The sequence below is a fragment of the Streptomyces sp. NPDC014864 genome (genome assembly GCF_043081525.1).
In the GTDB taxonomy this organism is placed as follows: domain Bacteria; phylum Actinomycetota; class Actinomycetes; order Streptomycetales; family Streptomycetaceae; genus Streptomyces.
In genome coordinates, this window is record NZ_JBIBWT010000017.1 from 65,996 (window position 1) to 86,646 (window position 20,651).

Below are 20,651 nucleotides of genomic sequence, written 5' to 3' on the forward strand. Positions count from 1 at the left end.
GTCAGCTCTTCGTACGGAACTTGTGGATCGCCACCGGCGCCATCACCGCCGTGATCAGCACCGACCAGACGAGGGTCACCCACAGGTCGTGCGCGACCGGGCCGCCCGTCATCAGGCCGCGTGCCGAGTCCGCGAGCGTGGACAGCGGGTTGTAGTCGGTGAAGTGCCGCAGCCAGCCCGGCATCGACTGGGTCGGCGCGAAGATCGACGAGCCGAACTGGAGCGGGAACAGCACCAGGAAGCCCATCGCCTGTACGGACTGGGCGTTCTTCAGGACGACGCCGAGGGTCAGGAACACCCACATGATCGAGGAGGCGAAAAGCGCGGACAGGCCCACGGTCGCGAACAGACCGGGCCAGTTGGTGATGTGGAAGCCGACCAGGACGGCGACGACCATCAGCACCGCCGTCGCGAACAGCATGCGCGCCAGCTCCACCGCGACCTTCGCGAACAGCACCGAGCCGCGCCCGATCGGCAGGGACCGGAAACGGTCCATGACACCGCTGTTGAAGTCCTGGCTGAAGCCGGTGCCGACGCCCTGCGACAGCGTCATGCTCATCATCGCCAGCATGCCGGGGATGACGTACTGCACGTAGCGCTCCTGTCCGCCGCCCAGCGCCTGCCCGATCGAGCCGCCGAAGACGTAGACGAAGAGCAGGGTGAAGACGATCGGCATCAGCAGCGCGTCGAACATCGACTCCGGATCCTGCCGGATCCACAGCAGATTGCGGCGGATGAGCGCCCCGGTGTGGCGCAGATGGGCGCGCAGCGGGATGCGCGGGTCGGACAGGTGGGCCGGGGATGTGGTGACGGCGCTCATACGGCGACCTCCTCGCGGGCGTCGGCGGGCTGGGCGCCCTGCGGGGCACTGGCGCGGTGGCCGGTGAGGGACAGGAACACCTCGTCCAGGCTGGGCAGTTCGGTGGTGATGGAGGAGAGGGTGATGCCGCGTGCGGTGACCGCGCCGACCGCGGCGGTCAGCTGCTCGTCGCTGAGCACCGGCACCAGCAGGGAGCCGGTGGCGGCGTCGACCGTGGTGGTGGCCAGCCCGGTGATGCCCAGCTCGTCGAGCATCCCGGCCAGCGGTCGCAGCTGGAGCGGATCGGCCGGCCGTACGCGCAGAGAGCGCCCGCCGACGCGCGCCTTGAGCTCCTCGATGCCGCCGCCCGCGACGACCCTGCCGCGGTCGACCACGGTCAGCTCGGAGGCCAGCTGCTCGGCCTCCTCCATGTACTGCGTGGTGAGCAGGACGGTCACTCCGTCCCCGACCATGGCCTTCACCTCGTCCCACACCTCGTTGCGGGTCCGGGGGTCGAGTCCGGTCGTCGGCTCGTCGAGGAAGAGCACGGCGGGCCGTCCGATCATCGAGGCGGCGAGGTCCAGCCGCCGCCGCATGCCGCCGGAGTAGGTGCTCGCCGGCCGCCGGGCCGCCTCGGTCAGGGAGAACCTCTCCAGCAGTGCGTCGGCGCGGGCGCGGGCGTCCCGGCGGGACAGGTCCAGCAGCCGGCCGATCATGTACAGGTTCTCCCAGCCGGGGAGCTTCTCGTCGACGGAGGCGTACTGGCCGGTCAGCCCGATCACCCGGCGCAGCTGCCGGGGCTGCCGTACGACGTCGTAGCCGGCCACGGTGGCCCGTCCGGCGTCCGGGGACAGCAGGGTGGAGAGGATCCGCACGAGGGTGGTCTTGCCGGCCCCGTTCGGCCCGAGCACCCCCATCACGGTGCCCTCGCGCACGTCCAGGTCCACCCCGTCCAGCGCCCTGGTCCCGCCGTAGTGCTTCGCCAGCCCCCGCACGGTCACGACGCCGTCCGCGCCGCTGGGGTTCTTGTCGATTCGCGTCATGCCCCGAAGGTGTCAGCCACCACCGACAGACCACCGACACCCACCGGAACCCACCGACATCCCACCGACATCCCTCCGACAGGCCGTCGACCGCGCGCTCACAGCACCGACAGTCTGCCGACGAGCAACCGCGACCATCGATTGAGGAACCAGGACGGCGAGCAACCACCCCCGCGAGAGCGGCGCCGGTCCAGGCGCAAAGAGGGGACAGCCCGCCGACTGGGGGAAGGTCGGCGGGCTGTCCGTGGTGTTGCCGCAATGGTCTAGTGGACGGAGTGCTCCTCCAGCGGGAACGTCCCGCCTACGACGTCCTCGGCGAACTCCTTCACCGCGCTGCCCATGACCTCGCGCAGGTTGGCGTACTTCTTCACGAACTTCGGCACCCGCCCGCCGGTCAGCCCGAGCATGTCGGTCCACACCAGCACCTGCGCGTCGGTGTCCGGACCGGCGCCGATCCCGACCGTGGGGATGTGCAGCACCCGCGTCACCTCGGCCGCGAGCTCGGCCGGCACCAGCTCCAGCACGACCGCGAAGGCGCCGGCGTCCTGCACGGCCTTCGCGTCGCGCAGCAGCTGCGCGGCCGCCTCCTCGCCGCGGCCCTGGACGCGGTAGCCCATGGCGTTGACCGACTGCGGGGTGAGGCCGATGTGCGCCATCACCGGGATGCCGGACTCCACCAGCAGCCGGATCTGTTCGTGCGAGCGCTCGCCGCCCTCCAGCTTGACGGCGCCGACGCCGGCCTCCTTCACCAGCCGGGTCGCCGAGCGCAGCGCCTGCACCGGGCCCTCCTGGTAGGAGCCGAAGGGCAGGTCGCCCACGACGAGGGAGCGGCTGGTGCCGCGTACCACGGCGGCGGACAGCATGGTCATCTCGTCGAGCGTGACGGGCACCGTCGACTCGTACCCGAGATGGCAGTTGCCGGCGGAGTCGCCGACCAGGATCACCGGGATGCCGGCCTCGTCGAAGACGGAGGCGGTCATCGCGTCGTAGGCGGTGAGCATGGGCCACTTCTCGCCCCGCTCCTTGGCGGCGGCGATGTCGCGGACCGTGATGCGGCGCGTGCCCTTGCCCCCGTACAGCGCCTTGCTGCCGTCGGAGGGCTTCTGGGCAGCCGAAAGCTGCGTCATGCTACGGCTCCTTCAGTCATCTCGAGGCGCCCTGACGGCGTCCCCGGATCCCCTCCATGGTGGCACCTCGTGCCGGTCAGGGCCAGAGGACCCCGTGTGATCCCGGTGGGAGTCCCGTCCCGCTGCCGTCCCGTGCGGTCCCCGTCCCATGCGGTCCCGTGTCGTGCGGAGGTTCCGGGCGGTTCGGTATGTGACGGTTTCACTGTGTAAGGTCTCGGTAAATAATTTTCCGATACGAGACGGTCTCGTATCGGAAATGATCTAGGCTGGTGAGCATGACTACTCCTGCCGCCCCTGCCTCCCGGATTCCGGAAGCGGTGCACCGGCGCCGCTGGGCGATCCTGGGCGTCCTGATGCTGAGCCTGCTGATCGTGGTGCTCGACAACTCGATCCTCAACGTCGCCATCAAGACGATCTCCACCCCGGCGCCGGTCGGACTGGGAGCCACGCAGAGCGAGCTGGAGTGGGCGATAAACGCCTACACCCTGGTCTTCGCGGGACTGCTGTTCACGGCGGGCCTCATCGGCGACCGGGTGGGCCGCAAGAAGGTCCTGCTGGGCGGTCTGGTGATCTTCGGCGCCGGCTCCGCGCTGGCCGCCGAGTCCGGCTCGCCGGCCCAGCTGATCGCCTTCCGCGCCCTGATGGCTCTCGGCGCCGCCTTCGTCATGCCGGCCACCCTCGCCGTGCTGATGAACGTCTTCGAGCGTGACGAGCAGCCCAAGGCCATCGGTATCTGGGCCGGCGGCGTCGGCCTCGCCATCGCCATAGGGCCGATCACCGGCGGTCTGCTCCTGGACCACTTCTGGTGGGGCTCGGTCTTCCTCATCAACGTGCCGATCGTGCTCCTCGCGCTCGCCCTGATGGTCTGGTTGGTGCCCGACTCCCGTGACCCCCGGCCCGGCCGCGTGGACCCGGTGGGCGTCGTCCTGTCCGTCGTCGGTCTGGTCCTGCTCGTCTACGGCATCATCAAGGGCGGCGAGCTCGCCGACTTCACCAACCCGACCGTGCTGGCGACCAGCCTCTCGGGCCTGGTCGTGCTCGCCGCGTTCGTGGTCTTCGAGCGGCGCAGCGACCACCCGTCCCTGGACGTGACGTACTTCAAGAACAAGGTCTTCTCGGCCGCCATGACCGCCATCGCGCTGGTCTTCTTCGCACTGATGGGCGTGACGTTCTTCTCGGTCTTCTACACCCAGAGCGTGCGTGGCTACTCGCCGCTGCAGTCCGGCCTGCTGATGCTGCCGCTGGCCGCCGCGCAGATGATCTTCGCGCCGCGCGCCCGGCTGGTCGTCGAGCGCTTCGGCAACAAGGCCACCACCACGGCCGGCCTCGTCCTCCTGGCCGGCATGCTGGCCGCCTTCGCCGGCCTCGAGGCGGACACGCCGATCTGGGTGCTGGAGGTCGTCTTCTTCCTGATGGGCGCCGGCATGGCGCACATCATGACGCCGACCAGTGTGATGATCATGCAGGCCCTGCCGCGTGAGAAGGCGGGCTCGGCGTCCGCGCTCAGCAACACCTTCCGCCAGGTCGGCGGCGCCCTCGGCATCGCCGTCCTCGGCTCGGTGCTGTCCACGGCGTACCGCGACGGCATCGAGGACAAGCTCGGCCTGCTCCCGGCCGCCCTGCGGGACACCGCGGGCGAGTCCATCGAGGCCACCCTCGGTGTCGCCGCCAGGCTCGGCCCGCGCGGCGAGGCCCTCGTCGGCCCGGCCAACGACGCCTTCCTGCACGCCATGCACGTCACCGCGCTCTGCGGCACCGTGGTCGCGCTGATCGGCGCCGTCGTGGTGGCCGTGTTCCTGCCGGGCCGGCCGGCCGCCCCGCAGAAGGGCGAGGAGGAGCAGGAGTTGGTGGCGGCGGTCGAGTAGTGCTCGACGGGGGCGAGCAGTTCGCGACGGGGGGACAGCAGTTCTCTACGGGGGGTCGAGCGCCCGGTAGGACAATCCCTCAGTGCGACGAAAGGACGGACCCAAGTGAGCCTCGCCGACAGCCGAGCCGCCTCCGAGCTTCCCGTCCGGGGACGACCCCGGAGCGAAGCGGTGGAGCGCGCCATCATGGAGGGCGTGATGAAGCTCCTGGAGGAGGGCGTGCCGCTCGCCGAACTCTCCATCGAGCGCATCGCCCGCACCGCGGGTGTCGGCAAGGCCACCATCTACCGCCGCTGGAGCGGCAAGGAGGAACTCTTCGTCGACGTGGTGCGCGCGGCCGAGCCGGCCGACCCCGCGCTGCCCGGCACCTCCCTGCGCGACGACCTGGTGGCGCTGCTGGAGCAGTTGCGGCGGCGCGGACTGGTCAGCCGCTCCTCGGCGATCCTGCACAACGTCTACGCCCAGATGAAGAGCAGCCCGAAGATCTGGTGCGCCTACCACGCCACCGTCGTCGAGCCCCGGCGCAGGCTGCAGATCGAGATCCTGCGCCGGGGGCAGGAGAACGGTGAACTGCGCACCGACGTCGACGTGGACCTGTTGAACGACCTCTTCGTCGGCCCGATGCTGGTCCGCACCGTGATGCGGCCCGACGCCGACCTGCCCGAGGGCCTCGCGGAACAGATCGTCGACTCCCTGCTCGAAGGGATACGACCCGTCAGTTCCCCGGCCTGATGTGCGCGTTTCGTCACAGACCGCGGCGATCCGCCGATCACCGGAACTCACCGCGCCGACTTGTTCGTCCTCGTGCCCGTACGGCCGTCATGGAACGGCGGAACGGAGCCGATCATCCCCTAGGGTCGTAACCCGGGGGTGACGGTGTGCACGGCAGGCGGTGAGGCAGCGGTATGGCGCAGCAGGCGTACATGACGGAGACGGACAACGGCGGCTCGGGGCCCGAGCACCGGGGCTCCCGGCTCCGGCGCCTGGCGGACCGGTTGCTCGACGGCTGGCGCGGCGACCCGCGGATCTGGCGGCGGGGCGTCCTGACCGCCGCGGTCGCGCTGGTGCTCGCCCTGGTGATGCTGCTGCACTCGCGCATCCCCAACCGCGTGGGCAACCTGGGCAGCCTCACGGAGACCTTCCTGCCGTGGCTGGGGCTCCTCGTCCCGGTGCTGCTGGTCCTGGCCCTGGTGCGCAGGTCGGCGACCGCGCTGATCGCGGTGCTGCTGCCCGCGGTCGTCTGGGTGAACCTCTTCGGCGGCCTGCTCACCGACAAGACGGCCACCGGGGGAGACCTCACGGTGGCCACGCACAACGTCAACGCCGACAACCCCGACCCGGCCGGCACCGCCCGCGACGTGGCCGCCTCCGGTGCCGACGTGCTCGCCCTGGAGGAGCTGAAGGCGTCGGCGGTCCCGGTGTACGAGAAGGCGCTCGCCGGGACCTACCGGTACCACTCGGTGCAGGGCACCGTCGGGCTGTGGAGCAGGTACCCGCTCGCCGACGTCCGGGGCGTCGACATCAAGCTGGGCTGGACGCGGGCCATGCGTGCCACCGTGGCGTCGCCGTACGGCCCCGTCGCGGTGTACGTCGCGCACATGCCGTCGGTGCGGGTGAAGGTGAACGCCGGGTTCACCGCGCGGCAGCGCGACAAGAGCGCCGACGCGCTGGGCGAGGCCATCGCCGCCGAGCCGCTGCCCCGCAAGATCCTGCTCGGCGACCTCAACGGCACCATGAACGACCGGTCGCTCAACGAGGTCACCTCCCAGATGCGCTCCACGCAGGGCGCGGCGGGCAGCGGGTTCGGGTTCAGCTGGCCGGCGTCGTTCCCGATGGCGCGGATCGACCAGATCATGGTCAAGGGCGTCGAGCCGATCGGGTCCTGGACCCTGCCGCGCACCGACAGCGACCACCTTCCGGTGGCGGCGCGGGTGAACGTCCCCCGATCCGCAACCGGGTCTTGACCCGCTGGCACAAGGGGCCTGGCAGGCTTTGTTCCGTCAGTGAACATATTGACGCTACGCTGTACGGAACACCGCAACGAAAGGTCCCTCATGCCCCTGGCCCTGCTCGCCCTCGCCGTGGGCGCCTTCGGCATCGGCACGACCGAGTTCGTGATGATGGGGCTGCTGCCCGACGTCGCGGAAGACCTGCACATCTCGATCCCGACCGCCGGCCACCTGGTCTCGGCGTACGCGCTGGGCGTCGTCGTCGGCGCCCCACTGCTGGCCGCCGTCACCGCGCGCCTGTCCCGGCGCACGGTGCTGATCGGCCTCATGGCCCTGTTCGTCGCGGGCAACGCGCTGTCCGCCTTCGCCCCCGGGTACGAGTCCCTGCTCGGCGCCCGCTTCCTGAGCGGTCTGCCGCACGGCGCCTTCTTCGGCGTGGGCGCCGTGGTGGCGACGAACATGGTGGCGCCGGAGCGCAAGGCCCGCTCCGTCTCGCTGATGTTCCTCGGCCTGACCGTCGCCAACATCGCGGGCGTCCCCGTCGCCACGCTCATGGGCCAGCACCTCGGCTGGCGGGCCACCTTCCTCGGGGTGAGCGCGATCGGCTTGGCCGCGATCGTCTCGCTGGCCCTGCTGATCCCGCACGACCACACGCACGCCTCCACGAGCGGCCTGCGCGGCGAACTGGCCGCCCTGCGCCCGCTGCCGGTCTGGCTGGCCCTGGCCACCACCGTGGCGGGCTTCGGCGCCCTCTTCGCCGCCTACAGCTACATCACGCCCATGCTCACCGTCGCCGCCGGGTACGCCGGCGGCGACGTGACCCTGCTGCTGGCGCTGTTCGGCGTCGGCGCGACGGCGGGCAACCTGCTCGGCGGCCGCCTGGCGGACCACTCGCTGCGCGGCACGCTGTTCGGCGGCCTGGCCTCGCTGACCGTCGTCCTGCTGCTCTTCCCGGCGCTGATGACGGCCGGCTGGAGCGCGGCCCTGGCGGTCGCGCTGCTCGGCATGGCCGCGTTCGTCACGGGCTCCCCGCTCCAGCTCATGGTCATGGAGAAGGCCACGGCGGCCCCGTCCCTCGCCTCCTCCGCCAACCAGGCGGCCTTCAACCTCGCGAACGCCGGCGGCGCGTGGATCGGCGGGCTCGCCCTGGCGGCGGGCTTCGGCGTGACCTCGCCCGCGCTGGCCGGGGCGGCGCTGGCGGTCCTCGGCCTGGCGGTGGCGGCCGTCGCCCGCCTGGTGGACCGGCGCCGCGAGGCCGCCCACACCGGCCGTGTGGTCGCGACCCATGTGCCCGAGGAGCCGGGCGTGCTGCACCACTGAGCGGGGGTCCCCCCCTTGCGTCCCCTCCGCCGACCCGGCCCGGTCCACCGAGGGCGGGTCGACGGCTGCCCGGCCGGGCGTCCCGTCCCGGGCGCCCGGCCAGGCCGTCCTTCACCTACAGGTACGGGCGGGTGATCAGCTCGATCGCGTGCCCGGCGGGGTCCTTGAAGTACACCCCTCGACCGCCGTGCTCGTCGTTGATCTCGCCGGGGCGCCGCATCTGCGGATCGGCCCAGTGCTCGATCCCGCGTTCGCACAGCCGCCGGTACGCCCGGTCGAACAGCTCGTCGTCGACCAGGAACGCGTAGTGCTGCATCTGGATCTCCACCGGTGGCTCGGCGAATTGAAGCAGCACGCCGTCGCTGAGCTGGATGTTGGTGAACGGACCCCAGGACGGCGCGTCCGGAAGCTCGAGCAGTTCTCGGAAGAACCGGGCCGATTCGGAGCGGTCCTTGGCGGCGACGATGGTGTGGTTGAACGTGACTGTCATGTGGCTGACCTCGCTGTCGCTCGGCACGGGAAACGGACTCGTGGTGCCCGGGCGTCGGGAGGTCCGCGTGCCGAACCGGGGTGCGTTGTCCGCACCCACCGTGCGGTCAGCCGCCCACCGGGTAGCCGATCCGTGTGTGGCGCAGCGCCGATCCGGTGTTCACGTCGGGTGACGGTACTTCATCCCCTCGGCTGCGACAACAGGCCGCACAATGCCGCGCAGAAGGACGGCAGTTGATCGCCTGATCGCGATGTGTTCGCACTGCCGGGTCTGGGGGCCGGTTCCGGTCGGGCGGTAGCCTTCGTCTTCGTGATGCGTGCTTGGCTCCTCCCGCTGTCGTTGGTGCTCTGCGGCTCAGTCGTTGCGGCCGGACTGGCCTCCAGAGGGAGCAGCCCCGGCGCCGTAGCCGTCCTGCTGACGTTCGTGCTGACCGCAGGCGTGTACTCGCCGCTCGTCTTTCCGAGGTCGATCGGAGCTGTGGAAGCGCAACGCCTCAGCGCGGCCGACGGCCGGCCTGTCGTCTTCTGGCGGCCGGGCTGTACTTACTGTCTGCGCCTGCGCTTTCGGTTGGGCCGACGCGCCCGCCGGTTGCACTGGGTCAACATCTGGCGTGACCCGGCCGGAGCCGCGGTGGTGAGAACGGCCAACGAGGGCGACGAGACCGTGCCGACCGTGGTCGTGGCCGGCCGGCCTCACGTCAACCCCGATCCCGCATGGGTACGCCGACAGCTTTCTCGTTCTGCGTGACCGACGGGCGCCCCGGTTCAGCCGACTCGCACCAGACCGTCAACCAGGGGGCTTCGCTCCCGGACCTTGGTGTCGCTCCGTCACCCGCCATCCGGCCCGGCCCGGCCCGGCCCGGTCGGTCGGTCGGGCGCTCATGGTCCGTCACTCCGCTCGGGGATCGTCGGCAGAACCTTCTCAGCGATGTGGAGGAGAACCTTGTCGTCCGGGAGGGCGCCGGACGTGCTCCACACGGTGATGTCGTAGGAGCCGCCCCGATCCTTTCGGTCGAGGGCCACGGACAGCGTCCTGGCCAGGGGACCCTCCTCGACCGGCCCGCTGTTGTGATCACTGCCGAGGTTGATCTCGAACTTCATGGTGTGGTCCGAGGAGAGGACCGCGGGCCGGCCGAGAACCGTGAGTGTCCTCATGTCCTTCTTGCCCTCGTCACCCGCGATCTTGATCAGCTTCACGTACTGGGCGATCGACAGCTCGTTGTAAGTGGCCGAGAGTTTCACGGTGTACGTGTCGAACGCGACCTCGGCCTCCGGCTCGGCGACCTTCCCATCGGTCAGGGCGGCGGTATTGCTGGTGCCGGAAGCCGAGTTCGCGCTCTCTCCGGGCGTTCCGAGGAGCCGGGCCAGGTCGGGCCGGTTGAGCGCCTTGCACAGCTCGTCACCGGTCACCGGCCGGGGCGTCTTCTTGTATGCCTTCGGCAACTCCTCGTGTTCCGTGCCCGAACACGAGGCGGGTCGCTGCGTGTTGTCGGCGGACGGCAGCACGTGCGGGGCCACCCACAGCGCGGCCCCGAGTGCCCCGAACAGGGCCACCGCCGCGACGGCTTGGCCCCACACGTTGGGCTCCTTCTCCTGCGTGCCCGGACCGGGACGCGGCCCGGTTCCGGCCTGTGGCCGAGCCTGGGTGGCTCCGGCCTGTGACTGGGCCGCCTGGGCGGCGGCATCGATTGCCGCTCCATCGACCACCGCCCCGTCCCCGGAGGCCACCGGACCCGGGTTCCGGCGCGCGCGAAGCGCCCGGACCACCGCGCGGACGCGGATCCCGGTGAACACGAGGAACACCACACCGAGACCGGCCGCGACCCAGTCGCGATCGTGGACGGCGAGATACATGATGCGCAGGCCGAGAACGGACCCGATCACGATGAGCAGAGGCTCGCGGACCCAGAAGGGCAGGACGCGGAGAAGTAGACCGAGCACTTGGTGATCTCACCAGGACCAGACCGCTTTCGCCGTGGTGGAGGCCACAGTTCCGGTCACGATCAAGCCAGTTCGCACCAGACCGTCTTGTGGTCCGCTCCCTGATCGACGCCCCAGCGCTGGGCGAGGGCGTCGATCAGGGTCAGGCCGCGGCCGGACTCGGCGGTGTCGGTGGCCGACAGGAGGACGGGGAGGGCGCGCGCGTCGGGGTCGGTGACCTCGACGCGGGTGTGGCCGTGGGGTGTGCCGGTGACGCGGACGGTCACCGGGGTGCCCTGGCCGAGGTGGTCGATGACGTTCGTCAGCAACTCCGTCGCACACAGGCGGACTTCGAAGTCGAGAGCGCGAAGGTGGTGGCGCAGCTCCGGTACGGCCTTCGGGGTGGCGAGCAGGTCGAGTTCGTAGGCGGTGGGGGAGTGGTCGTGCATGGGCGGCGACAGCCTTCTGTGCGGTCGGTGACGAATTCCTCACAGGCTGTCGTCGGGCTGGCTACGGTGAAAGGGGTTTCGCGTTCGCGACCGGTACAGCGGAAGGTGGGCGATGGCACGGCGCAAGGACATCGACGGCTCGGTGAGCGTTCCGACGTTCTACGGCAAGGAGCTGAGGTGGAAGCGGGAGGCGGCGGGTCTCTCGCTGGAGGCGCTGCTTCAGGGGAGCTTCTACGGCAAGACCTATCTCAGCGACATCGAACGCGGGGAGCGCAGGATGCCGTTGGATCTTGCGCGTCATGTGGACCAGGTGCTCGCGACTGACGGGTTCTTTGAACGGCATTGTGAGGACGTGCGCAAGGCGCGGAGGGGGCCGCACGCCGCGTACTTCGAGAAGGCCCTTGAGGCGGAAAAGCAGGCGGAGTCCATTGAGCTGTGGGCCCCCATCATCTTTCCCGGGCTGCTCCAGACCGCTCCGTACGCTCGGACGCTCGTCCGGTCGGCGCACCCGGCGGCCTCCGATGAGTGGGTCGAGGAGAAGGTGATGGCCCGGCTCGCCCGTGCCCGCCTCTTCGAGGAGGATCTCTCCACCCCGGAGTACTGGGCGGTCCTGCACGAGTCGCTGGTCACGGACTCGATCCTTCCGCCGCTGGAGATGGCGGAACAGCTCGGCCGGGTTGTGGAATTGGCCGAGCGACGTCGGATCACTCCGCAGATCATTCCGCGATCGTGCGGAGCGTATCCCCTGATGGCCGCCTCCATCATGGTCATGACCTTTCCGGACGCGCCCCCACTGATCTATACCGAGGCGTCCTACAGCGGCGATACCATCGACGATCCGGCCCTCGTGAAGCAGTACCGCAAGGCATACGATCGGCTGAGGGCCGTCGCGCTGTCACCGGAGGCGTCCCTGACGATCATCAAGGCAGCGGCAGGGGATTACCGAAATGGCAAGCAACCGGGTCGACTTGAGTGAAGCGCTCTGGTTCAAGAGCAGCTTCAGCAACGGTGACGGCGGGGAGTGCGTCGAAGTCGCCCCCAACATCCCCGGCCTCGTCCCCGTACGAGACTCCAAGGCGCCCGACCGCCCCGCCCTGCTTCTCAGCGCGGCCGCCTGGGCGCCCTTCGTCGCCTCACTCAGGGGCTGAATCCGCCTCCGGCACGTCGAACCGGGCCAACTCCCGCAGCCAGGCCCGCGCGTTGCCGTCGGACGGTGCGCGCCAGTCGCTGCGCGGGGAGAGCGAACCGCCGGCCGAGACCTTCGGCCCGTTCGGCATGGCCGATCGCTTGAACTGCGCGAACGCGAAGAAGCGGCGGCAGAAGACCTCCAGCCAGCGCCGGATCTCCGGCAGGTCGTACGCCACCCGCTTGGCCTCCGGGAAGTTCGGCGGCCAGGCGCCGGTCTCCGGGTCGTGCCAGGCGTGCCAGGCCAGGAAGGCGATCTTCGACGGCCGGAAGCCGTACCGCAGCACGTGGAAGAGCGTGAAGTCGTGCAGCGCGTACGGGCCGATCTTCGACTCCGTCGACTGCATCTCCTCGCCCGGGACCAGCTCCGGGCTGATCTCGGTGTCGAGGATCGCGGCGAGCGTCCTGCCGGTCTCCTCGTCGAACTGGCCGCTGCTGATGACCCAGCGGATCAGATGCTGCATCAGTGTCTTCGGCACGCCCGAATTGACGTTGTAGTGGCTCATCTGGTCGCCGACGCCGTACGTGGACCAGCCGAGCGCCAGCTCGGACAGGTCACCGGTGCCGAGCACGATGCCGCCGCGCTGGTTGGCCAGCCGGAAGAGGTAGTCCGTGCGCAGACCGGCCTGCACGTTCTCGAAGGTGACGTCGTACACCGGCTCGCCGGAGGCGAACGGGTGGCCCATCTCCCGCAGCATCAGCCGCGCGGTGGGCGTGATGTCCAGCTCGGCGGCGGTGACCCCGAGCGATTCCATCAGCTTGTGGGCGTTGTCCTTGGTGTGGTCGCTGGTGGCGAAGCCGGGCAGGGTCCAGGCCAGGATGTCGCTGCGCGGACGCCCGGCGCGATCCATCGCGCGCGCGGCGACGATCAGCGCGTGGGTGGAGTCCAGGCCCCCGGACACCCCGATGACCACCTTCGGGCCGCCGATCGCCGCGAGACGCTGCTGGAGGCCGGCGACCTGGATGTTGTAGGCCTCGTAGCAGTCCTGGGCGAGGCGGTCGGCGTCGGCCGGCACGAACGGGAAGCGCTCCAGGCGGCGGCGCAGCCCCAGGTCGGTGAGCGGCGGATCGAGCTCGAAGGAGACCGTCCGGAAGTCGTCGGTCCGCGCCTTGTGCGTACGGCGGTTGTCGTCGAACGTGCCCATCCGCTGCCGCTCCTGCCGCAGCAGGTCGAGGTCCACGTCGGCCACCGCGTGACTGTCGCCGAGCGGGAACCGCTCGGTCTCGGCGAGCAGTACGCCGTTCTCGTAGACCATGGCCTGGCCGTCCCAGGCCAGGTCGGTGGTCGACTCGCCCAGGCCGGCCGCCGCGTAGACGTACGCGGCGAGGCAGCGGGAGGACGCCGAGCGGCACAGCAGCTTGCGGTCCTCGGCCCGCCCGACCGTGATCGGGCTGCCGGAGAGGTTGACGAGGACGGTCGCACCGGCGAGGGCCGCCTCCGCGCTGGGCGGCACCGGCACCCACATGTCCTCGCAGATCTCCGCGTGCAGCACGAGACCGGGCACGTCCTCGGCGGCGAACAGCAGATCCACGCCGAACGGCACGGTCTCGCCGGCGACGCGGATCGATCCGCCGCGCTCGTCGGCGCCGTCGCCGATCTGCCGGCGCTCGTAGAACTCCCGGTAGTTCGGCGGGTACGACTTGGGCACGACACCGAGGACCCGGCCGCGGTGCACGATCACCGCGCAGTTGTAGACCCGGTTGCGGTGGCGCAGCGGGGCTCCGACGACCAGGACCGGCAGCAGCCCCGCCGACCCGGCCACCACCTCCCGGAGCGCCTCCTCGACCTGGTCGAGGAGCGCGTCCTGGAGCAGCAGGTCCTCGATGGAGTAGCCGCACAGCACCATCTCCGGGAAGACGGCGACGGCGACACCCTCCTCGGTGCACCGGCGTGCGTGGCGCAGGACCGCTTCGGCGTTGGCGTGCGGGTCCGCGATGACGGTGTGACCCGTGCACGCGGCGACGCGGGCGAAGCCATGCTGATAGATCGACCAGAAGTTCAACGGAGGCACGCGTCCAGTGTAATCGTCAGAGCGACACGATGGGGTGGGGGGAGGGTGACCGGCGCCACAGAGGTTTCGGGCCAGACGTGACCCAGGGCACTGCGATCAAGGGGGGCGAGAGGCGAGGATCGGTTGATATCCGGACAAAGAAAGGGAGGCCTCATGGCTGAGCATGTCCATATACGCCTCAAGGACGGCTTCGGCGTCTCCGAGGACGGCGAGCTGCTCGAGCACTCCCGCTGCCGGTGCGGCGAGACGTGGACGAAGGCGTACCGGGTCGCCGACGGCCCGAGCGGTCCGGACCCGGCCTGATCCGGGCGCGCAGCGCTGCGCGCCCCCAGCACCGAGCGGGCCGGCCGCCGCCCCGAAGGCGCGCCGCCCGCCCCCTGACACACGCGTGTGCCCGCCCCTCGCGGACGAGGGACGGGCACACGGCGCTGCCGAGCCGCTGACCTGAGGTCAGTGGCGACGGTAGGAGTCGACGTAGCCGTTCGCGGGCGTGCCCACGCCGGTGACGTCGTCGTAGCCCTTCACGGCCTTGAGCGAGCTGTCCTTGCCGAGGCTGCGGACGGACGTGGCCAGACCGTCGGCGGCGTCGAACCCGTTGAGGAAGTCCACGCGCGCCACGGCGAGTTCGGTACCCGTGGGGGTGTCCGTCACGTCGTGGTACAGCTTCGAGCCGTACTTGGCGTAGATCGTCGGGTTGGCGAAGCCGATCGCCTTGCCGCCCCGCGCCTCCTGGGCGAGGGCCTGCACGGCCGCGATCACCGGAGCGGCCAGCGAGGTGCCGCCGATCCGGTACTCGCTGTACTGCTGCGAGCCGTCCGGGAAGGTCTGCGTCTGGCCGACCTTGAAACCGGTGTTCGGGTCGGCGATCGCCGAGATGTCCGGCACGACGCGGTTGCCCGCGGCGTTGTTCGCCGTGGCCAGCGCGTTCGGGACGACGCCCTTCTGGTAGTACGGCTGCGCCACGGTCCTGCTCGTGCCGCCGCCCGCACCGGAGGTGTAGGCGCCCGGGAAGTTGGTCCAGCTCTTGCCGTCCGCGGACAGCGAGGCCTTCTCGGTGCCCCAGCCGGTCTCCCACAGGTACGTGTTGTCCTTGCCGACCGCCAGCGAGGTGCCGCCGACCGCCGTCACCCACGCCGAGTTGGCCGGGGTGTCGACCTGCTTCGTACCGGTGTGGGCGACCTCGTCGCCGTTGTCGCCGGAGGAGAAGTAGAAGCCGATGCCCTCGACCGCGCCGAACTGGAAGACCTGGTCGTAGGCGGCCGCGAGGTCCGGCGTCTGGTTGGCCTCGATGTCGCCCCAGGAGTTGGAGACGATGTCGGCCAGGTGACCGTCGACGATCTTGCTCAGCGAGTCGAGCAGGTCGTCGTCGTAGCAGGACGCGGCACCCACGTAGGTGACGTTCGCGGCGGGCGCGACCGCGTGCACGGCCTCGACGTCGAGGGTCTCCTCGCCGTACCAGCCCGCGGCCCCGCACTCCTTGGTCTTCGTGTAGTTCTTCGGCAGCACCTGGCGCAGCTGTCCGGTCGTCCAGGCGGCGTCACCGTGCTTGTTCGCGTAGGTGGCGGCGTCGTAGGCGATCGTCGGCGAGGCGTACGCGTCGGTGATGGCGATGCGGACGCCCCGGCCGGTGTACTTGCCGGCGCCGTAGGCGGCACGCAGCTGCTTGCCCGTGTAGCCCTTGACCGCGTACGGGATCTTCGTGCCGTACGCGTCCGGCAGCGTGCTCGCGATGTTCGAGCCGTAGTACGACGAGAACGGCCCGGAGTTCTTGAACACGGCGTCCGGGGGCGGCAGCTGGTCCTTGTGGCTCGCCCTGTGCGGGGCGTTGTCCAGGCCGGTGACGGTCAGGACGGCGCCCTTGAGCGCCTCGGGCGCCGAGGCCGTCGAGGACGGCGCGCGGTAGGTCTTCGAGCCCTTGGCGTAGTTGTGGAGCTGGGTGCCGAACGCCTTCTCGGCGGCGGCCACGTCGCCCGTGACGGCGATGTAGTGCGGGGTCACGGCGGTGACCTTCATGCCCGCCGCCTTCAGCCACCCCTTCACCGCGGCCACCTGGGCCTTGGTCGCGCCGAAGCGCGCCTGGGCCTGCTTGGCGCTCAGGTACTTGCCGTACGCGGCGGAGGACGGGTCGGCGACCGCCCTGGCGTAGGCGGCCAGACCGCGGGCGTCGCGGCCGGCCAGGAAGACCCGGGCACTGACCAGGGCGCTGTCGGAAGCCGCCCCCTTGTCCGCCTTGGCCGTGGCCCACAGGGGCTTGGTGCCCGTGAGGGCGTCCCGGCCCGAGTGGTCCGCGGCGTGCGCCGCGGGTATGCCGAGCGCCAGCGCGCCGGCGAGCATCGGCAGCGTCGCCGCCATGCTCACTGAGGCGCGCACCGTGGCGCGATTGGATCTCATAGAACCCCCATGCGGATCGCATGTAACGCAATGAGTGGTCGGTCATGGTGTGATCCGCGTAGAGCCCGCGGCGGTTCGGACCCCCCGTAGGGATCACACGACGGGGACACTCTTTCGATGAACCGTTCATGCCAGGGGAATGGGCAGGCCAAGAGAAGCCCAAGAGACCGTCATCCTGGGTGAATCGAGGCTTTCGCCCGAACGGCGTTATTACGAACGGGGGGTGGCGCCGCGCTTCCTGAGCATGTCGGCCATGAGCCGGATCTCGGACTGCTGGGCCTCGACCATGCCCTGCGCGAGCTTCTTCTCCACGCCGACCGTGCACTTGGCCGCGCAGCCCTCGGCCATGTGGACACCGCCCTTGTGGTGGTCCGTCATCAGCTGGAGGTAGAAGACCTCGGCCCGCCTGCCGTTCAGTTCGCCCAGCTTCTTCATCTCGCTGTCGGTCGCCATGCCCGGCATCAGCGCGCCGTCCTCGCCGGAGGTCATGTCACCCATGCCCATCCAGGTCATCGGCGGATCCGCCGACACCTTCGGCAGCCCCCACAGGTCGAGCCAACCCAGCAGCATCCCGCGCTGGTTGGCCTGCGTCTGCGCGATGTCGTAGGCCAGGCGTCGCACTTCGGGGTCGCTCGCGCGGTCGCGCACGATGTACGACATCTCGACGGCCTGCTGGTGGTGGACCGCCATGTCCCGGGCGAAACCGGCGTCCGCGGAGTCGGCGGCGGGCGTCCCGCCGCCGGAGTCCGAGCCCCCGTCCTCGGCGACCGCGTACGTGATCGCCCCCGCCGCGACCAGCGCGGCCGCGGCGGCACCGGCGATCCAGCCGACGTGCTTGCTCACTTCATCGTCCCGCCGGTGCAGGAGGCACCCGGCTCGGGCGTCTGCCGGCCCTGCACGTAGCCGGCGAAGAACTTGTCGACGGCCGGATCGTCGGCGCTCTTCACGGCGAGCTGGTGCCCCCACGCCGACAGCACCAGCGGCGCCGCCTGGTTCTCGTACGGGCTCATCAGCGTGTACGGCGTCTTCTTCACCTTGGCCGCGAGCGCCTGCACGTCGGACTTGGCGGCCTTGGCGGTGTACGTCACCCAGACCGCGCCGTGCTCCAGCGAGTGCACGGCGTTCTCGTCCTTGACCGGCTGGGTGTAGACGTCGCCGTTGCAGTTCAGCCAGACCGGGTTGTGGTTGCCTCCCACCGGCGGGTGCATCGGGTAGGAGACCGGCGTGTTGACGTGGGTGCGGGAGAGCGTGCCCGTCCAGGCCCGCACCCCGTCCTTGCCGACGGCGAAGTGGCCCGAGTCGCCGGAGTTCTTCCCGTCGCTCGCGGTGTCCTTCTTGTCCCCGCCCTGCGAGCGGACGAGCACCACGCCGCCGACGACCAGACCGGCGACGACGACCACGCTCGCCGTGACGGTCAGGATCCGGTTGCGGCGCTCCCGGGAGCGCTCGGCACGGCGCATCTCCTCTATGCGGGCCTTGCGCTGCTCGACGCCGGTCTTGTTGGCGGAACCCATGGCGAGTCCTTTGGGGAGGCGGAGGAACGGGTCCGCTGATCGTAGTGGGGCGGGCGGCCGTGTACGCAGGGAGGGCGCGGGACTGGCCGAAGATACGAATTTCCCTGTCCACCGGCCGCTGCGGTGCCCGGGGCGGGCCGCCGGAAAGTTGAAGCATGGATGCACATTATTTACGCTGGGCGGATGCGACTGCTGCGCTCCACCGACCTGGCGTTGCGCGTCCTGATGCGGCTCGCCGTCACGGGTGACTCGACCCCCACGACCCGGGAGGTCGCGGCGGACATGGACGTGCCCTACACCCATGCCGCGAAGGTCGTCGCCGAACTGACCCACAGGGGGCTGATCACGGCCCGGCGCGGCCGGGGCGGGGGGCTCGCGCTCACGGAGGAGGGGCGCACGGTGTCGGTCGGCGCCGTGGTGCGCGCCTTCGAGGGGGCGGGTGACGTCGTCGACTGCGAGGGCGGGGGCACCTCCCCGTGCCCGCTGAAGGCGGCCTGCCGGCTCCGGGGGGCCCTGCGCCGGGCGCAGGAGGCGTTCTACGCCTCGCTGGACCCGCTCACCCTGGCCGACATGGTCGCGGCACCGACCGGCCCGCTGCTGCTGGAGATCACCAGGGCTCCGTGAGGGGGGCGGGGCCGCCACGTTAGGGGGCCCGTGAAGGGGTGCGCGCCCCGGGCCCGCCCCTCGGCACGCTTTCCGGCCGGGAGGCCTTCCACCCACGTGCTCCTGGCCTCTCGCCCGCCCGGCAGTACGCCTCCGGGCCGCGCCCGCGTTCGGCCTTGCACCTGTGGGCCGCATCCGTCCGGCCGCACGCTTCTGCGTCCCGCCCGTCCGGCCCTGCCCATCTGGCCCCGCCCCGGTCGACCCCGCGCCCGTCGGTCCCGCCTGCTCGGCCCCAGCGCCTCGCCCGGGGGCCGTCGGCCCTGAGTGCCTCGCCCCTGGCCGTCAGACCCCAGCGCGTCGCCCCTGGCCGTCAGACCCCAGCGCCTCGCCCCTGGCCGTCAGACCCCAGCGCCTCGCCCCTGGCCGTCCGGCCTCGAACCGCCTCGGCCACGGCCGTCCGGCCTCGAACCGCCTCGGCCCGGGCCGGGACGCTCGGGGCGCCCCGGCCCGGGCCGTCTGCCGTCTGCCGTTCTCAGCCCTGCGCGAGCCAGAGGTCCGGCCCGAACACCTCGTAGTGGATGTCCGCCGGGGCCACACCCTTCTCGATCAGCTGGGCCCGCACCGCCCGCATGAAGGGCAGCGGACCGCACAGGTACGCGCGCGTGCCCTGTGCCACGTCGACCTCGGAGAGGTCCACGAGACCCGTCCGGACGCCCGGCCCGGCGTCCTCGACGCCCTCCTCGTACCAGAAGTGCACGGACACCTCCGGCAGCTTGGCCGCGTACGCCTCGTGGTCGGTGCGCAGGGCGTGGTCGGCGGGGGAGCGGTCGCCGTGCACCACGGTCACCGGGGCGCGCTGCCCGGTCTCCGCGAGCTGGGCCAGCATCGCGACCATCGGGGTGACGCCGATGCCCGCGGAGGCGAGCAGCAGGGGCGTGTCGACGGCGTCGTCGAGGACCAGGTCGCCGTACGCCTCCGACAGCTGGAGGACGTCGCCCTCGCCCACGCGCGCGTGGAGGTGGTTGGAGACCTCGCCGTCGGGCGTCGTCTCGCCCAGCACCCGCTTGACGCTGAACTGCCGCACGGGCGAGCCCGGCACCCCCGACAGGCTGTACTGCCGGATCTGCCGGGCACCGTCGTCGAGTTCGACGCGGACGGAGACGTACTGCCCCGCCCGGAAGTCGGCCACCGGGCCGCCGTCGGCCGGGCGCAGCCGGAAGGTGACGACATCGGCGGTCTCGGTGACGCGCTCGACGACCTCCCAGTCCCGCCAGTCGCGGCTGCCGCTCTCCGCGTACAGCCGCTTCTCGATGGCGATGAGCGCGTTCGCCATCAGCCAGTAGACCTCGGTCCAGGCGGCCGCGACCTCGGGGGTGACGGCCTCGCCGAGGACGTCGGCGATGGCGGCGAAGAGGTGCTGGTACACGACCTCGTACTGCTCGGGGGCGATGCCCAGCGAGGCGTGCTTGTGGGCGATCCGGCTGAGCATGGCGTCCGGCCGCTGGTCGGGGTGCTCCACCAGGTACGTGGCGAAGGCGGCGATGGAACCGGCGAGCGCCTGGCGCTGGGTGCCTGCGGCCTGGTTGCCGCGGTTGAAGAGGTCGCGCAGCAGTTCGGGGTGGGCGGCGAAGAGGCCGGCGTAGAAGCGCTCGGTGATCTCGCCGATGGCCGCGCCGACGGCGGGAAGGGTGGCGCGGACGGTGGCTGCGGACGGCTCGGACAGCATCGGGACTCCTCGTGCTCGACTGATCAACACGCTAATAAAACTTGCATTTCTGATGCAAATTATGGAGGGGTGGTGTCGCTCACTCCCGGTGCTTGTCGGCCATTACGGATGCCGGTGCGAGCAGGCAAGATGGGCAGCGGAGCGGTACACCTGCCGTACGCGGGGCCTTCACGCCGTGGACGGCCGGGCGATCAAGGTCCGCAACGCGCATGAAATGGTGTTGTGGTGGGATGCTCAGGTGCCCTACCGCCTCCTGTGG

The 20,651-nt window shown here is 70.8% G+C and carries 20 protein-coding genes; 9 read left to right on the plus strand and 11 right to left on the minus strand.

Going from position 1 to position 20,651, the window contains the following annotated elements:
* Position 1 precedes the first annotated feature (1 nt).
* The 3 genes from ACF1A5_RS26765 to panB all read right to left on the minus strand — a co-directional run bounded on the left by ACF1A5_RS26765 (position 2) and on the right by panB (position 2,969).
* Positions 2-820 carry an ABC transporter permease gene (locus tag ACF1A5_RS26765; RefSeq protein ID WP_392195428.1) on the minus strand — a complete coding sequence of 273 codons (819 nt, stop codon included), beginning with the start codon at positions 818-820 and terminating at the stop codon, positions 2-4.
* Positions 817-1,842: an ATP-binding cassette domain-containing protein gene (locus tag ACF1A5_RS26770; RefSeq protein WP_392195429.1), complete on the minus strand. Its 1,026-nt coding sequence runs from the start codon at positions 1,840-1,842 to the stop codon at positions 817-819. Before ACF1A5_RS26770 ends, ACF1A5_RS26765 begins: the two co-directional genes overlap by 4 nt.
* 263 nt (positions 1,843-2,105) lie before the next feature.
* A complete protein-coding gene (gene panB / locus ACF1A5_RS26775) occupies positions 2,106-2,969 on the minus strand; it encodes a 3-methyl-2-oxobutanoate hydroxymethyltransferase (protein WP_392195430.1) in 864 nt (287 codons plus the stop codon).
* 275 nt (positions 2,970-3,244) lie between these two features.
* Between panB and ACF1A5_RS26780 the strand changes: the two genes are divergently transcribed.
* The 4 genes from ACF1A5_RS26780 (at position 3,245) to ACF1A5_RS26795 (ending at position 8,103) form a co-directional block, all read left to right on the plus strand.
* Positions 3,245-4,834, plus strand: coding sequence for an MFS transporter (locus ACF1A5_RS26780; RefSeq protein ID WP_392195431.1), 1,590 nt, complete (start codon positions 3,245-3,247; stop codon positions 4,832-4,834).
* A 105-nt stretch (positions 4,835-4,939) separates the two neighbouring features.
* Positions 4,940-5,566 (plus strand): TetR/AcrR family transcriptional regulator, encoded by a 627-nt coding sequence (locus tag ACF1A5_RS26785; protein ID WP_392195432.1) that lies wholly within the window; start codon positions 4,940-4,942, stop codon positions 5,564-5,566.
* A gap of 173 nt (positions 5,567-5,739) precedes the next feature.
* Entirely contained in the window at positions 5,740-6,798 is a 1,059-nt protein-coding gene (locus tag ACF1A5_RS26790) for an endonuclease/exonuclease/phosphatase family protein (protein ID WP_392195433.1), read from the plus strand.
* Positions 6,799-6,888: 90 nt separating this feature from the next.
* Positions 6,889-8,103 (plus strand): MFS transporter, encoded by a 1,215-nt coding sequence (locus ACF1A5_RS26795; protein ID WP_392195434.1) that lies wholly within the window; start codon positions 6,889-6,891, stop codon positions 8,101-8,103.
* A gap of 115 nt (positions 8,104-8,218) precedes the next feature.
* Here the strand turns inward: ACF1A5_RS26795 and ACF1A5_RS26800 are convergent, their stop codons facing one another.
* Positions 8,219-8,593, minus strand: coding sequence for a VOC family protein (locus tag ACF1A5_RS26800; RefSeq protein WP_392195435.1), 375 nt, complete (start codon positions 8,591-8,593; stop codon positions 8,219-8,221).
* A 309-nt stretch (positions 8,594-8,902) separates the two neighbouring features.
* Here ACF1A5_RS26800 and ACF1A5_RS26805 point away from each other — a divergent pair, with 309 nt between their 5' ends.
* Complete coding sequence (locus ACF1A5_RS26805; protein ID WP_392195515.1) at positions 8,903-9,340, plus strand: glutaredoxin domain-containing protein; 438 nt, start codon at positions 8,903-8,905, stop codon at positions 9,338-9,340.
* Between the two features lie 131 nt (positions 9,341-9,471).
* Here ACF1A5_RS26805 and ACF1A5_RS26810 read toward each other — a convergent pair whose 3' ends face one another.
* On the minus strand, positions 9,472-10,533 hold the full coding sequence (locus ACF1A5_RS26810) for a DUF6215 domain-containing protein (protein WP_392195436.1): 1,062 nt from the start codon (positions 10,531-10,533) through the stop codon (positions 9,472-9,474).
* Between the two features lie 62 nt (positions 10,534-10,595).
* The gene (locus ACF1A5_RS26815; RefSeq protein WP_392195437.1) at positions 10,596-10,961 is read right to left on the minus strand and encodes an ATP-binding protein; all 366 of its coding nucleotides are present in this window, start codon (positions 10,959-10,961) and stop codon (positions 10,596-10,598) included.
* Between the two features lie 112 nt (positions 10,962-11,073).
* On the opposite strand from ACF1A5_RS26815, the gene ACF1A5_RS26820 reads away from it, so the two are divergent.
* Together ACF1A5_RS26820 and ACF1A5_RS26825 are read left to right on the plus strand one after the other, a co-directional pair.
* On the plus strand, positions 11,074-11,937 hold the full coding sequence (locus tag ACF1A5_RS26820) for a Scr1 family TA system antitoxin-like transcriptional regulator (RefSeq protein ID WP_392195438.1): 864 nt from the start codon (positions 11,074-11,076) through the stop codon (positions 11,935-11,937).
* Complete coding sequence (locus tag ACF1A5_RS26825; RefSeq protein WP_392195439.1) at positions 11,909-12,109, plus strand: DUF397 domain-containing protein; 201 nt, start codon at positions 11,909-11,911, stop codon at positions 12,107-12,109. Before ACF1A5_RS26820 ends, ACF1A5_RS26825 begins: the two co-directional genes overlap by 29 nt.
* Here the strand turns inward: ACF1A5_RS26825 and ACF1A5_RS26830 are convergent.
* Positions 12,095-14,158, minus strand: a complete 2,064-nt coding sequence (locus ACF1A5_RS26830) for an NAD(+) synthase (protein WP_392195440.1) — start codon at positions 14,156-14,158, stop codon at positions 12,095-12,097. The genes ACF1A5_RS26825 and ACF1A5_RS26830 overlap by 15 nt on opposite strands.
* Positions 14,159-14,311: 153 nt before the next feature.
* Between ACF1A5_RS26830 and ACF1A5_RS26835 the strand changes: the two genes are divergently transcribed.
* Positions 14,312-14,461: a hypothetical protein gene (locus ACF1A5_RS26835; RefSeq protein ID WP_392195441.1), complete on the plus strand. Its 150-nt coding sequence runs from the start codon at positions 14,312-14,314 to the stop codon at positions 14,459-14,461.
* Between the two features lie 147 nt (positions 14,462-14,608).
* On the opposite strand, the gene ACF1A5_RS26840 is transcribed toward ACF1A5_RS26835, so the two are convergent.
* The 3 genes from ACF1A5_RS26840 to ACF1A5_RS26850 form a co-directional block, all read right to left on the minus strand.
* A complete protein-coding gene (locus ACF1A5_RS26840) occupies positions 14,609-16,549 on the minus strand; it encodes a protease pro-enzyme activation domain-containing protein (protein WP_392195442.1) in 1,941 nt (646 codons plus the stop codon).
* 210 nt (positions 16,550-16,759) lie between these two features.
* On the minus strand, positions 16,760-17,392 hold the full coding sequence (locus ACF1A5_RS26845; protein WP_392195443.1) for a DUF305 domain-containing protein: 633 nt from the start codon (positions 17,390-17,392) through the stop codon (positions 16,760-16,762).
* Complete coding sequence (locus tag ACF1A5_RS26850) at positions 17,389-18,063, minus strand: DUF3105 domain-containing protein (RefSeq protein ID WP_392195444.1); 675 nt, start codon at positions 18,061-18,063, stop codon at positions 17,389-17,391. The genes ACF1A5_RS26845 and ACF1A5_RS26850 overlap by 4 nt, the downstream gene beginning before the upstream one ends.
* A gap of 183 nt (positions 18,064-18,246) precedes the next feature.
* On the opposite strand from ACF1A5_RS26850, the gene ACF1A5_RS26855 reads away from it, so the two are divergent.
* Positions 18,247-18,687: an RrF2 family transcriptional regulator gene (locus tag ACF1A5_RS26855; RefSeq protein ID WP_392195445.1), complete on the plus strand. Its 441-nt coding sequence runs from the start codon at positions 18,247-18,249 to the stop codon at positions 18,685-18,687.
* A 511-nt stretch (positions 18,688-19,198) separates the two neighbouring features.
* Here ACF1A5_RS26855 and ACF1A5_RS26860 read toward each other — a convergent pair.
* Positions 19,199-20,392 carry a globin domain-containing protein gene (locus ACF1A5_RS26860; protein ID WP_392195446.1) on the minus strand — a complete coding sequence of 398 codons (1,194 nt, stop codon included), beginning with the start codon at positions 20,390-20,392 and terminating at the stop codon, positions 19,199-19,201.
* Positions 20,393-20,651 lie beyond the last annotated feature (259 nt).

Coding starts and splice junctions, on each gene's coding strand:
- ACF1A5_RS26765 (WP_392195428.1), bottom strand. CDS start 820: ATGAGCGCCGTCACCACATCCCCGGCCCACCTGTCCGACCCGCGCATC.
- ACF1A5_RS26770 (WP_392195429.1), bottom strand. CDS start 1,842: ATGACGCGAATCGACAAGAACCCCAGCGGCGCGGACGGCGTCGTGACC.
- panB (WP_392195430.1), bottom strand. CDS start 2,969: ATGACGCAGCTTTCGGCTGCCCAGAAGCCCTCCGACGGCAGCAAGGCG.
- ACF1A5_RS26780 (WP_392195431.1), top strand. CDS start 3,245: ATGACTACTCCTGCCGCCCCTGCCTCCCGGATTCCGGAAGCGGTGCAC.
- ACF1A5_RS26790 (WP_392195433.1), top strand. CDS start 5,740: ATGGCGCAGCAGGCGTACATGACGGAGACGGACAACGGCGGCTCGGGG.
- ACF1A5_RS26795 (WP_392195434.1), top strand. CDS start 6,889: ATGCCCCTGGCCCTGCTCGCCCTCGCCGTGGGCGCCTTCGGCATCGGC.
- ACF1A5_RS26800 (WP_392195435.1), bottom strand. CDS start 8,593: ATGACAGTCACGTTCAACCACACCATCGTCGCCGCCAAGGACCGCTCC.
- ACF1A5_RS26815 (WP_392195437.1), bottom strand. CDS start 10,961: ATGCACGACCACTCCCCCACCGCCTACGAACTCGACCTGCTCGCCACC.
- ACF1A5_RS26820 (WP_392195438.1), top strand. CDS start 11,074: ATGGCACGGCGCAAGGACATCGACGGCTCGGTGAGCGTTCCGACGTTC.
- ACF1A5_RS26825 (WP_392195439.1), top strand. CDS start 11,909: ATGGCAAGCAACCGGGTCGACTTGAGTGAAGCGCTCTGGTTCAAGAGC.
- ACF1A5_RS26835 (WP_392195441.1), top strand. CDS start 14,312: ATGGCTGAGCATGTCCATATACGCCTCAAGGACGGCTTCGGCGTCTCC.
- ACF1A5_RS26840 (WP_392195442.1), bottom strand. CDS start 16,549: ATGAGATCCAATCGCGCCACGGTGCGCGCCTCAGTGAGCATGGCGGCG.
- ACF1A5_RS26850 (WP_392195444.1), bottom strand. CDS start 18,063: ATGGGTTCCGCCAACAAGACCGGCGTCGAGCAGCGCAAGGCCCGCATA.
- ACF1A5_RS26855 (WP_392195445.1), top strand. CDS start 18,247: ATGCGACTGCTGCGCTCCACCGACCTGGCGTTGCGCGTCCTGATGCGG.
- ACF1A5_RS26860 (WP_392195446.1), bottom strand. CDS start 20,392: ATGCTGTCCGAGCCGTCCGCAGCCACCGTCCGCGCCACCCTTCCCGCC.